Origin of the sequence: Chitinophaga filiformis, assembly GCF_900102545.1 — a bacterium.
GTDB classification, from domain to species: Bacteria; Bacteroidota; Bacteroidia; order Chitinophagales; family Chitinophagaceae; genus Chitinophaga; species Chitinophaga filiformis.
On record NZ_FNBN01000002.1, the window covers coordinates 526,740 to 539,249 of the forward strand.

Genomic DNA, 12,510 nt, shown 5'->3' on the forward strand with positions numbered 1-12,510 from the left:
CGCGTTATCAGCGCATCCAGATAAATACACATTTCCTTAGTAGACCAAGCCCCGGTGCTTGCGGTATCAGGGAAAGCTCTTTGACATATGGAATTAAAACTTCACCGATCATTGTTCTGATACATACAGCAACTGTTCATTATTGAACGCTTATAGATCAGAAAAACAAAAGAAGATATTGAAATAAAGACACTTACGTACATGGCACAGCGTTTGGCATCGGAGTAACAGCTTTCATAATACACATTTAGATATGAGAAAAGTTTTCATTCACCTGCTGGCACTGGCATGCTGTATCACACAGGTAAAGGCACAGTCGGCATATGATTCCGTTAATGTCTCCATAAAAAAATTTATGGCAGAAATGAATATCCCCGGCTTTGCTACCTGCATCGTAAAAGACGGGAAGATACTATGGTCCAATGCTTATGGGCAGGCCGATATCGCCAATAAAAAAGCCATGAGCATAGATGGCATCATGAACATTGGCTCGGTATCCAAAACATTTACAACAACTGCGGCAATGCAACTCTGGGAGAAGGGATTGATTGATCTGAATGCAGATATCAGCAGCTATCTGGGCCTTACGATCAGGAATCCGAAGTACCCGGACAAACCCATCACCGTTTTCCAGATACTAACACATACGTCTTCTATTATTGACGGTAAGGCCTATGGAGAAAGCTATGCCTGTGGCGATCCTACCCAATCGCTGAACGACTGGATACGCAGTACGCTCACCCCCGATGGCACGCTGTATAATAACGGAGATAGTTTCGCTAACTGGTCACCAGGCGATAAACGCAAATATTCAAATATGGCATTCGGCCTACTTGGATTGATTGTCGAAAAGGTAGCTAAACAGCCCTTCAACCTGTATTGCAAGGAGCATATCTTTCAGCCGCTGGGGATGAACAAAACCGGGTGGATGTTAAGCGAGGTTGATACAGGCAATTATATCAGGCCTTATGCCTACATTACGGAAGAAAGCAGAAAGGAATATCTGAACTATGCAAGATTGTTCCCCAACGAGTCTGAGTTTAAAGTCGGCACCTACATTCCGGCGTGTTTATATAGTTTCCCCAATTATCCGGACGGATTAGTCAGAACCAGTGTGCAGGATTTATCTCTCTTTCTGACCGCGCTCCTGAATGGTGGTGAACTTAACGGCAAACGAATACTCCAGCAGGCAACCATCGACAAAATGTTTACCCCGCAACTGGAAGCATACACTGCGCAGGGCTTGACCTGGCGTACTTCCGAATTCGAAGGCAAACATAGTAAGGCAAAATTATGGGGGCATTCCGGCCTTGATCCCGGTATTCAAACCTTTCTATTTTTCAATCGTGAAAATAAAACGGGGGTGATCACTTTTCAAAATTCTCCTTCCGATGGAACGCCGAAAATTGTTGGGGAACTATATGAAGCGGCGACTTCATCAAAAGGGAATTAATGGTATCTGCCTATAAGGTTTAGGAGGATGTAAAGGAGCATAGAAGCCGAAAAATACAAACTAGTTGGTATTTCCCGTTTGCAAGGACTGGGTTAAATTTAACTGGGAAAATACTTATGCCCTTTATATCCTTTTATTAAAAACAACCATTATGGCAGATGCCCCAAAACCAAAGCTGGCGCCTATCAAAGGCCGGGTGTTAAACGCACGCCCCGATACAATTGATTTCCGGGATAAAATGTACAGTGCTACCTTGTTTGAGGTACCGGAATCAATCCCTCTTGAGCAATATAGGCGCAGGGAGATTCCCATCCTTGACCAGGGACAGGAAGGCGCCTGTACCGGCTTCGGACTGGCCACAGTGATTCATTATCTGCTGACGGTAAGACGAAATAGTCCAATTATGGCACAGGCGCAGGTAAGTCCGAGGATGCTATATGAGATGGCGAAGAAATATGACGAATGGGAAGGAGAAGACTATGTTGGATCAAGTGCACGTGGCGCCATTAAAGGATGGCATAAACACGGCGTTTGCCTCCTGGATAAATGGAGATATGATCCCAATTGCCCTGATAAAGAACTGACAGCAGAAAGAGCTGAGAATGCCGCAGAATTGCCTTTAGGAGCATACCTGAGAGTGAACCATAAAGACTTCACTGCCATGCATGCGGCTATGGCGGAAGTTGGCATCCTTTACGCAACGGCAACTGTACATGACGGATGGTACAACGTACAAACTGATGGCACCATTCCCTACGACAGGAATCCAATACTTGGCGGGCATGCCTTTGCCGTGGTAGGCTACGACAGGCATGGCTTCTGGATACAGAACTCATGGGGAAACGATTGGGGTAAAGAAGGATTTGCCCGCATCTCATATGATGACTGGGCAGTAAATGCCACAGATGTATGGGTGACGAGATTAGGTGCGCCTGTCATGTTCAGAAATCCCAGTACAACAACAGGAAGTATAACGCTGGCAGCTTCCGTAAATGACCAGCTGTCTTATAAAGAGCTACGGCCGCATGTAATCAGCCTTGATAATAACGGTAAGCTAAAGGAAACCGGCACTTATGGAAATAAGGAGAATGATGTAAAGAGGATTTTTACAGAATATATCCCTGAAATAACTAAGGACTGGAACAAAAAGCGGATACTTTTCTATGCACATGGTGGCCTGGTTTCCGAAGGATCCATCCTGGAACGCCTTACTGACTACCGAGAGACCTTGCTGGAAAAAGAGATCTTCCCGATCTTCTTTATATGGCATTCCGATATCAGCTCTACCATCAAAGGTCTGTTGCAGGATGCCATCAGGAAGAGACAGCCGGATGAAAAAATGGGAGGCGCACTTGATTTCCTGCTGGACCGGCTCGACTATTCCCTTGAACCATTACTGCGAGGCCCCGGAAAGCTGATGTGGGATGAAATGAAACAGAATGCCAAAATGGCTTCGGATGTTGACAAAGGAGCCTATTTTACTATTCAATGTCTAAAGGAATTCCTGGATACTAATGACGCAGAAATCCATCTCGTGGGCCATAGTGCCGGCGGTATATTTTTTGCACCATTCATTCCTCGCCTATTGGAACGTGGAATCGAGATACAATCATGTACCCTCTGGGCGCCCGCCTGCACAATGAGCGACTTTACGACGTTCTATGAACCGGCTATTGAGTCCGGGAAAATAGAAGATTTCACGCTGTTCACACTTACAGACCGTGCAGAGCAAAAAGACAATTGTGCGCTGCTTTATAACAAGTCACTATTGTACCTCGTCTCAAATTCATTTGAAACAATCTTTGGAGGAACTCCTTTGCTTGGCATGGAGAAGTTCATTCGTGATAACGACGACATACAGGCATTGATAGATAGAAAACAGATTAAGTGGATTACATCTCCTAATAATCTGCCTGTTCCGGACTTCTGTGAGGCACGTCATCACGGTGATTTTGACAATGACAGTGCCTGTTTCAATTCTACTGTACAGCGTATTCTTGGTATTACAATCCCTGTTGTTCATGTGGAAGAAGTTGCAAGAGTGGCAAGGGCCGCTACAGTGTTACCACCTAAGCAAATCAGCAAAGCTGCCCTGGCGTCGGATAAATTGTCTGACGGAGATAGCATACCAAAGAATGCCAGTACCCTGGTGCTCATCACCGAGCAGGATTTAAAAATGATCAATAAAGAAGAACTGGCGCACAGAAGGAATATTATCAATTCGGAATTCAAATTATAAAAGCATGTTTGTATTGTGCCGTTGTGGGTCAGCAATTCCCGCAACGGCGCAGTACAGATAATACCGGCAAATCCGGGAAGCATACCCTATACCCTATAAATTCCCTTATTACCTCTTCCAACTCATTAAGCAACCTATACCGCCCTCCCCATATTGAAACCATAACAATTACCCTTCATAGCGGCTCAGACAAATGCCACGCAACTTTTTCGGGCTCTAAACCTGCCCCTGAGGCAACGGCCGTTATAAAAAAGTTAAGGCCCTTGCAAAAGTAACCTGCTATTATTTTCTTTGTAGTTCGTTTACTGCCAAATGGGAATCATGCACGGCCTATGCGCTATTGCATATCTCCTCGTGCGGTAAAGACGGAGCTACTACTTTTAATCATATCATTCCGCAGCAACTATTCAATCGCATTATGAAACAAACCATTCTTGTAACCGGAGGCACAGGCACACTTGGAAAACAGGTTGTGAAACAACTAATTAAGCAAGGCAATACACCTATTGTTTTAACATCGAAGGAGAATGCTACTGTGGAAGAGGGAGCTACAGCAGTTGTCGGGAATCTGACACTGGGTACAGGTTTAAATGAAGCAACAGCCATTGCCGACGTCATTATTCATTGCGCAAGCAATCCCCGTAATTCAGCCGAAGTGGATATACAGGGTACCGCAAATTTGCTTAGCGCAATACCGACAGACAGATCACCTCATATCATTTATATATCGATTTGCGGGGTAGACAAAAGCACCTACGCATATTATCAGAATAAACTAGCTACCGAAAAACTAATAGCAGCATCCAGTTTTCCGCATACGATCATCCGGATAACGCAATTTCATGACTTCATCCTTCACCGTATTTTGCTACCGGGACTGAATGAACAGGAGTCATTTATCGAACTGCCAGATAAAATGTCCTTTCAGCCGATAGATATTCAGGATGCAGCAGCATATATTGTGAACAGTATCCGGGAAGTACCTCAAGGGGCCTGTTTAACGATTGGCGGTCCGGAGGTTTTCACTGTCCGGGAGCTGGCCACAACTTATCTTGCATATACAGGAAAAGAATACGCCATCAGAGATTTATCTGCTCAAAGCGATTTCCATAATATTTTCAGGTCCGGCATCAACCTGACACCGGAAAATAAGACAGGAACAATAACATGGCCAATATTTCTGCAAAATACTTTATGAAATATAATACCGCGCATTGCCACATGTTGACCTTGCCGCCAGCATTGCTTCCGGCAAGCAGGAAACCGTGAAGGTGGTCCTGCACCCGATTTAGCTACAACTTCCCGCGATTCTACTACTAATATAACTGGCCATTCATCGAATTTTGACTTGCAAAATCAAACATACTATGATAAAGCAAGTAAAATTAGGTAGCCAGGGACTTACTGTACCGACAATTGGACTAGGTTGTATGGGCATGACCTCCTTAGGTCAGAACGATATCTACGGAAAGGCTGACGAGAAAGAGGCCATTGCCACGATTCACCGCTCATTCGAGCTGGGAGGCAATTTTCTGGACACAGCAGACCTTTACGGTCCATTAAAGAATGAGCGATTGATTGCCAAAGCTATCCAGGGGAACAGAGACAAATATATCATTGCCTCTAAATTTGGATTTGAGATAGATGATCAGGAACAATGGATCGGTACAATAAATGGCAGCAAAGATTACGTGAAGAAAGCAATTGAGCGTTCATTGAAAAACCTCAATACCGACTATATCGATCTCTATTACCTGCACCGTCTGGATACTAACACGCCCGTTGAAGAAACCGTAGGTGCAATGGCCGACCTCGTTAAAGAAGGAAAAGTACGATATATCGGACTTTCAGAGGTTGGTTCCAATACTATCCGGAAAGCGCATGCAATTCATCCGATAACAGCTGTACAGACCGAATATTCGCTGTTCGAGAGAGAAGTGGAGCGACTGGGAATACTGAATACATTAAACGAACTGGGCATTGGCTTTGTAGCTTATTCACCCCTTGGACGAGGCTTTATATCAGGCGACTTTAAAAAACCGGAAGATATACCGGAAACCGACTTCAGACGTCTCCTGCCGCGCTTCCAGGGAGAACAATTCTATAAAAATATCGAGCTGCTGGAAAAAATTAAAGAGGTCGCTGAAGCAAAACAGATTACCGCATCGCAGCTTACCATTGCCTGGGTAATTGCCAAAGGCCATGTACCAATCCCCGGCACAAAACGGGTAAAATACATTGAACAGAATATTGCGGCTACGAATGTCACGCTGACTGCCGAAGATATCAGCCTGCTGGAAAGCATCATCCCAATTGATGCCCAAACAGGTGCCAGGATGCATGAACAGGGAATGACACAGGTAAACCTTTAAAACTATTGGCGGGCAGTAACTATCTTTACTGCCCGCCATTTTTGTAATTTTACGTAATGAAGCATACGCCATATCATATCAAGTCGATTTCAGCATATCACTCCCTTTACAACCTGGCTAAACCAGTACATCCCCTGGTAAGCGTGGTCAATTATGCCGATTTTAAAGCACCGGATGGCGGAGTGCCGGAAAGTGTCATGTACGACATCTACTCCATTAATCTGAAAAAGAACTTCGATGGCAAAGTAAAATATGGCCAGCAATACTATGACTTCGACGAAGGCGTGATGACATTTTATGCGCCTAAGCAAGTACTGCACATAGAGAACATCGGTACAAAGATACCAGATGGCTATTCTCTTATTATTCATCCTGATTTCCTCCAGGGTAACAGCCTGGGAACAAAGATTTATGAATATGGCTTTTTTAGCTATGCTACAAATGAAGCCCTGCATTTATCAGAACGTGAAGAAGAAATCGTAGAAGGCATCTATGAAAATCTATGTCATGAAATTAACTCACTAACAGACATACACACGCAGGATGTAGTGCTGTCACACATAGAATTACTACTCAGCTACAGCAATCGCTTCTACAACCGTCAGTTCATAACGCGGAAAACTGCAAACAACACTTTATTAGTCCAATTGGAAACCCTGTTAAACGACTACTTTGAAAGCGGAGAGATAGTGAAATCAGGACTCCCTAATGTTCAATACCTCGCCCGGCAACTCAATGTCAGTGCCAGCTACCTGGGCGATATGCTCCGTTACCATACCGGCATGAATACCCAGCAACACATTCATAACAAAATAATTGACAAGGCAAAAGAACTGCTAAGTACAACCAATAAAAGCGTAGCCGAAATTGCCTATCAGATCGGCTTCGAACACCCACAGTCGTTCAATAAACTTTTCAAAAGCAAAACGAACCAATCTCCTTTACAGTACCGCCAGTCTTTCTCCTGACAGATGGCCTCAAAATATCCCGCACGTACTCGGAAATATGTTTTAGATTTGGGGAGATTGTTTCTCAACCACGAAAGGATAACAATATATCAGGGAATGCTTCCGGGTCTGCAACCTTAAAATATACACGAAATTCCACTGAACTTACCTGTTAGACGTGGCAGTTTGAGCGATCTTTGTGTCAACACCAAGTAACAACGTAAACAGCAAAAAATGGACTTTGCAACTTACGAACAGTATTTTCAATCCATTTTGAATGGAGAGCACACCGATGCGCCGTATGATAATCCGGCGTATATGAATTACACAAAACTGAACTGGACCCGCCAGCAACGCTGGTTAAAAACCGGTGAGATGAATGCTGATCTTATCAGTCTTGTGATGCAGGTAAAACAGCCACTGCACTGGATACTGATCACAGAACCATGGTGTGGGGATGCTGCGCATATCTTACCTTTCATTCATAAACTCAGCCAGATTAATCCGCTTATTACCCTGGATATACAGCTACGTGATAGCGCCCCTTATCTCATCGACAGTTATCTGACCGGTGCGAGCAGATCCAAGTCTATTCCAAAACTGATAATACGCAACAGTGAGGAACAGGACCTGGTGGTTTGGGGGCCAAGACCACAGGAAAACCAGGAGCTTTTCGAACAGATGAAAGGAGATAAACGGGATATGGAAGAGATAAAGCTGCTGCTACAGAAATGGTATAATGATGATAAGGGTAGAAGTCTTCAGCATGAGCTGCTGGAAGCCCTGACGCCTGTGTTTACACATATGAAGTGACAGATATTCAGTGGTTGAACGCTTGTAATCCGTCGCCAGCACAAACACCTGAAATAGCAATATGCCGAAGCTATTAAAGAATAATAAAAGCCCTCTGATACCTTAATTAAAATACGTCTATTTCAACTCTAAATGCTATCCCAGCGGGAAACAAGTGCTGAATACCATGGATATTAAAAAGACAGCTAATTTCATGGGGCATACATCAGCCTTCATTAGGTCACGTCCGTTCTCGTAGACTTTGGTTGGAAGATCCGTTACGATGAAGCTTTGCGGTCCCTGACCTACTCCTTTTTCCGGAATGAATAACATTAAAAGAGTCGTCAGTAGTATACATAACCAGGAATGGGGCAATTGTTTCATTTTTAAAGGGAGCCTTAAATCTTATTGGCGATGTCATAACAAATTGCAATTATATTTCATTATTGGGATTACTAATGCGGGCAGTCTTCTTTGGGAGCACAGATTGAAAATAATATATTTAATCAGTATTCCAAAACTCAAGCAACATTGGTATTACAAACCGATTCACATTCTTTCAACTCCAACTGAGGGTCAGCCCACAGGGAAAAATTTTTCCCTGCCACCTCTTCGCCCACATGTTTTACCTTTGAGCAAATTTTTCTCATGTACGAAAGGAAAATACCCGAGTTGCTTGATTGCGGTTTAGCCGTGGCCTTGAAAGTAATTGGCGGCAAATGGAAAGCCTGGATATTAGACTGTATCAACCGTGGTGTTGCACGTCCTAGCGCCATTCATCGTGAAATGCAGGAGGTAGCGCCCAGGATCATCAACATGCATTTAAAAGAACTGGAGGAGTATGGTATTCTTTACAAGGAGGTGTATGCGGAAAGCCCTGCCCGGGTGGAATACCGGTTTACTGAGGTTGGTAAAAGCCTGTTGCCGGTACTTGCGACCCTGGAAACATGGGGCAATACGCACAAGGAGTTTATCCACCGCAATATTGAAATTTATCAACCCGGAACCTGCCGGTTCCTTCCGCAATAGAAACTATGCGGAAGGGCCGGTAAGATATCATTAGATTGTGTTCCGCAGCACTTTAATAATAGCAGCATGTTCTTCGCCTCCATAGCCGGCGTCTACTGTACGCTGAAAAATATCGGCGGCAAACTTTGGTAATTCCGTACTGATGCCAGCTTCTTCTGAATGCTGCACCAGCAAATGAAGATCTTCGGTTGTTGTTTTGACTGTACTCTCGGGATCGGCAAAACGATTATATTGTATCACTTCTCCCATGTGACGTGATTCTGTAGCGAGTATAGGTGAGATGTTAGCTATCAGGGTACCAAATGTATCCACGGGTATGCCTTCCTTTTCGCATATCAATGCACCATGGCAAAAGCCGATCCAGTTGCCGGCAAGATAAGCCATCACCGCAGAGAAGAATACCGCCGAAGCACCCGGCTCCTCTCCCAGATAGCTAAACGTACCTGCCAGGGCCCGCAACGTTGTTTCGTGTTGCTGAAAAGCTGCTCCCTGTCCTGATATCATGATAGTAGCCTCGCCGCCACCGATCTGCCTTGGCCAGGCCAGAATATCGCCGTTTAACGCAACGGCACCTTGTAGTGCTGCCCATGTATGTAACTCACGTGCTTCTTTTGGTGTGCCCGTACTCAATTGTACAAGCGTCCGATCTTTCAGTGCAGCGGCAGCTCCTGGCGTATTGAAAATCTTATTCGTGACTTTATAGTCCGATACGCAAACCACAAGCAAGGGACTGGCAGTTATTGCTTCCACAATGTCTGAGGCTACCACTGCGCCTTGCGTCACAAGCGACGCTGCCTTTGAAGCATCGCGGTTCCATACAGTTACCTTATATCCTTTCGTGATCAATGCACGGGCGATTGCAGTGCCCATAGAGCCGAGTCCGATCATGGTTACCCTCGTATCCTTACTGTTTGTTATTCCTGTCATTTGAATGGTTTTTATATGCCGCAAATTAGCCAGGACAGGAGCGGTAGGCAATACGGGAAAAAAGATTCAGGTGGGTGAAAAATTTATCCCTAAGGAAACTACCATACGAACGAAAACGTGGTGAGACCTTCAGTTATTACCGCTATCATCTGATCGGCATTTAACCAAACTATATGCAACCCTGAACTATTGCTGATTCACCTCAATCACCATCTGCTTGGCAATAGCAAAAGCATCTTTAGCCTTTACCTGGCCTCGTTCACCTGACACATCAGGTCTATACCCTTCATACAGGTTTTCCATCCCGAACAATCCAGCTGTTGCATTCAGCATACGTCCATAGACCATCTCATTATGGCCCTTTGCTTCGTTCTTAAGCATTGTCGAAATTGTCACAACTTCATAAGCCGATCGTATAGTTTCATCGGCGGCAAGACCAGCCAGATGACTTACCCCAACCAACATAACACCAGATTCGTTATAAGATGTTACTGTTTGGGCAATACCCACATTTCTTCTTTTAACATTTTCCTCTGAATAGGCTGCCTGCTTTTCAGCACGCTCTACTTCTGATATTGATTCCAACGTTTTAGGGTTAGTTACACCAGACATTGCCGTCTTTTTATAAATGTCAACGCCGGTGACCCTTGCTCCCTGTTGATACAGGTGATGGAAAAAATGCTGCTGATGGGCCACGCTTCCCGTATCATTACCCACAGGTTCCACGTTTCGATGGGGTTCTACATAATCCCTCACCTGGTCGGGCGTCAATTCAATATAAAAACGGCTGGCCTTTAAACGTTGCAGGGCTCCTACCAGAATAGTTACCATTACCCGGCTATAAGGGTCTTCGTGTCCTTCTCCAACTATCACCAATAGCTTCTTACCGGAATGGCGTGCCCGCTCCTGTGCTTCATCTATCATTCGTCCAACATTCGGTACATGAATTGCCAGTGCTTCGCGAATCAATGCTTCAAAATCATCCGCACTGGTATCTACCAATGCTGTCGTTGACAAATCTTCATTCACTTCTTCCGGTGGGTTAGCTATCAAGGCTAACAAGGCCTGGGCAAATTTGTCGTTGCCTTCGTCCAGCGCAGCCTTCAGAGTGGCTATCGTCTCCTGATGCCCCGAGCGGAGCACTGTGAGCACCGAATCAATTTCTTCTTCTGTTACTTTATCCAGTTCAGTCAACTTAGATATCTCCAGCGCACGCGCTTCATTATCGAACGTTTTGAGTACCATGCATAAAATCAAATCGATTTCACCTTCTGCATCCTCATACATACGTTGAACAACGGCTGACTGCCTGACTTGCCCTGCTTGTAGAGCACTCTCCTGTTTTGCATGATCATCAACCGCAACAAACTGTTTCACCTCACGTTTTTGCTGACTAACAGTTGTACTGGCAGGATAATGCGCATCATAGATTTCCTGGAATTCGCCCCGGCTCAACAGGTTGTAGTTAATAGGGCCGATGGTATGCGCACGCGAGAAACCCAGGATATCCTGCACATGCTGCTCACCGATCTTCCATACTCCTGTTACTGCATGATTGTTGTTTGCCGCCATATGCATACCCAAAGATCGCCGCTCACTAGCATCGCCCAATGCTTTACCTGGTGAATCTATTATGCTGTTATCCCCCGGACGAATCCATAATGCGCCCTGACAGAGATCATGTAATTCCTTTCCTTTATGGGCAATAGCCATCAATGGTTTGAGCAATGCTTCGGGGGCAACAATTTTCGCAGCTGCTGCCATGTCCCGCAATTCTTCGGCAGCCTTAAGCAGCCTTAGTACCGGACCAATCTTCGTGTCAGGCCAATCCTCACGCTTCAGATAATGCAGGTGTTTAGAGAATTCTTCTGTTACGGCAATCTCTACCTGTGTATACAGGGCCCTGGTGCTTTTCGCTAACGCCACCATGGCCTTTAATAATTCCTTCCTAAACTCTGCGTCAAGATCGATATTATCCAGTTCAGTATTATCCTCCACAATTGGCGGCAGCTCTCCCGGCAGAGACGCACCATCCGGTTCAACACTATGTCCAACACCGGATTGCTGCTGTTCCCCGAGGGATAAATCGTCCGGTTCATTTAATGCCGTTAAGGAAGTCGCGGAATCATCCATCACTCCCGGTATGAGCATTTCCAGATTGCTGAAGGCTGACTCTAACTTTATACTGAAATCGGCCATTATGTAGCGAACCCGCTCCAAGGTCGGGTCAGCGCCCTGGTCGTTTTTATCCTCATCTTTCTGATGCACGCCGGACCAATCTAATTTAAACATGCTCTCTAACCAGAAATTGACGGACTTTGTCTTTGCGAGGGACAAACTGGCCTCATTCGGCCATCTGGGTTTACTTTCTGCATGATCTTCTCCCACAACATTAAGTTTGTCTGCAGCCAGCGCCGCTAGTTGGATCACCGGAATACCACCCGCGTTAAAGCCTGTCGTGTTCCTCTTCTGGACAGGTATCTTAGTCCAAAATGGCGCAGTTCTATCAGCAACCGCCGGTTTATTCAGCGCCATGGATTGTAGCTGAAACGGCTTTACAGCACGTTGTGCTGAATGATCGTTGCCGGAATTGTTATTATTAAGGCTAAAGCGCTGAATATTCGTTTGACTACCTGTTTTTTTTGAAGTTGGATAGTCGCCCAAAGACGATTTTTCATTGTAAAATGGTTCAGGCAAATTTGGCTCTCCCTTCTGCTGCAGCACAATTACAGCAGGCATTGCCAATCCTCC

At 45.1% G+C, this 12,510-nt stretch carries 9 protein-coding genes; 7 read left to right on the top strand and 2 right to left on the bottom strand.

Annotated elements, in window-relative coordinates:
• The first annotated feature begins 253 nt into the window (after positions 1–253).
• The 7 genes from BLR32_RS08590 (at position 254) to BLR32_RS08625 (ending at position 8,832) form a co-directional block, all read left to right on the top strand.
• Entirely contained in the window at positions 254–1,453 is a 1,200-nt protein-coding gene (locus BLR32_RS08590; protein ID WP_089830637.1) for a serine hydrolase domain-containing protein, read from the top strand.
• Between the two features lie 151 nt (positions 1,454–1,604).
• Positions 1,605–3,692: a C1 family peptidase gene (locus BLR32_RS08595; RefSeq protein WP_089830638.1), complete on the top strand. Its 2,088-nt coding sequence runs from the start codon at positions 1,605–1,607 to the stop codon at positions 3,690–3,692.
• A gap of 418 nt (positions 3,693–4,110) precedes the next feature.
• A complete protein-coding gene (locus BLR32_RS08600; protein ID WP_089830640.1) occupies positions 4,111–4,890 on the top strand; it encodes an SDR family oxidoreductase in 780 nt (259 codons plus the stop codon).
• A gap of 169 nt (positions 4,891–5,059) precedes the next feature.
• Positions 5,060–6,064: an aldo/keto reductase gene (locus BLR32_RS08605; protein WP_089830642.1), complete on the top strand. Its 1,005-nt coding sequence runs from the start codon at positions 5,060–5,062 to the stop codon at positions 6,062–6,064.
• 56 nt (positions 6,065–6,120) lie between these two features.
• Positions 6,121–7,032 (top strand): helix-turn-helix domain-containing protein, encoded by a 912-nt coding sequence (locus BLR32_RS08610; RefSeq protein ID WP_089830644.1) that lies wholly within the window; start codon positions 6,121–6,123, stop codon positions 7,030–7,032.
• A gap of 213 nt (positions 7,033–7,245) precedes the next feature.
• Positions 7,246–7,824 (top strand): thioredoxin family protein, encoded by a 579-nt coding sequence (locus tag BLR32_RS08615; protein ID WP_089830646.1) that lies wholly within the window; start codon positions 7,246–7,248, stop codon positions 7,822–7,824.
• Between the two features lie 627 nt (positions 7,825–8,451).
• Positions 8,452–8,832, top strand: coding sequence for a winged helix-turn-helix transcriptional regulator (locus BLR32_RS08625; RefSeq protein WP_089830650.1), 381 nt, complete (start codon positions 8,452–8,454; stop codon positions 8,830–8,832).
• Positions 8,833–8,862: 30 nt separating this feature from the next.
• Here BLR32_RS08625 and BLR32_RS08630 read toward each other — a convergent pair whose 3' ends face one another.
• Together BLR32_RS08630 and BLR32_RS08635 are read right to left on the bottom strand one after the other, a co-directional pair.
• The gene (locus BLR32_RS08630) at positions 8,863–9,759 is read right to left on the bottom strand and encodes an NAD(P)-dependent oxidoreductase (protein ID WP_089830652.1); all 897 of its coding nucleotides are present in this window, start codon (positions 9,757–9,759) and stop codon (positions 8,863–8,865) included.
• 186 nt (positions 9,760–9,945) lie between these two features.
• Entirely contained in the window at positions 9,946–12,498 is a 2,553-nt protein-coding gene (locus BLR32_RS08635) for a hypothetical protein (RefSeq protein ID WP_143011399.1), read from the bottom strand.
• Positions 12,499–12,510: the final 12 nt, after the last annotated feature.

What these genes read in the sequence shown, in the direction of transcription:
- BLR32_RS08590 (WP_089830637.1), top strand. Translation starts at nt 254, where the DNA reads ATGAGAAAAGTTTTCATTCACCTGCTGGCACTGGCATGCTGTATCACA.
- BLR32_RS08595 (WP_089830638.1), top strand. Translation starts at nt 1,605, where the DNA reads ATGGCAGATGCCCCAAAACCAAAGCTGGCGCCTATCAAAGGCCGGGTG.
- BLR32_RS08600 (WP_089830640.1), top strand. Translation starts at nt 4,111, where the DNA reads ATGAAACAAACCATTCTTGTAACCGGAGGCACAGGCACACTTGGAAAA.
- BLR32_RS08605 (WP_089830642.1), top strand. Translation starts at nt 5,060, where the DNA reads ATGATAAAGCAAGTAAAATTAGGTAGCCAGGGACTTACTGTACCGACA.
- BLR32_RS08610 (WP_089830644.1), top strand. Translation starts at nt 6,121, where the DNA reads ATGAAGCATACGCCATATCATATCAAGTCGATTTCAGCATATCACTCC.
- BLR32_RS08615 (WP_089830646.1), top strand. Translation starts at nt 7,246, where the DNA reads ATGGACTTTGCAACTTACGAACAGTATTTTCAATCCATTTTGAATGGA.
- BLR32_RS08625 (WP_089830650.1), top strand. Translation starts at nt 8,452, where the DNA reads ATGTACGAAAGGAAAATACCCGAGTTGCTTGATTGCGGTTTAGCCGTG.
- BLR32_RS08630 (WP_089830652.1), bottom strand. Translation starts at nt 9,759, where the DNA reads ATGACAGGAATAACAAACAGTAAGGATACGAGGGTAACCATGATCGGA.
- BLR32_RS08635 (WP_143011399.1), bottom strand. Translation starts at nt 12,498, where the DNA reads ATGCCTGCTGTAATTGTGCTGCAGCAGAAGGGAGAGCCAAATTTGCCT.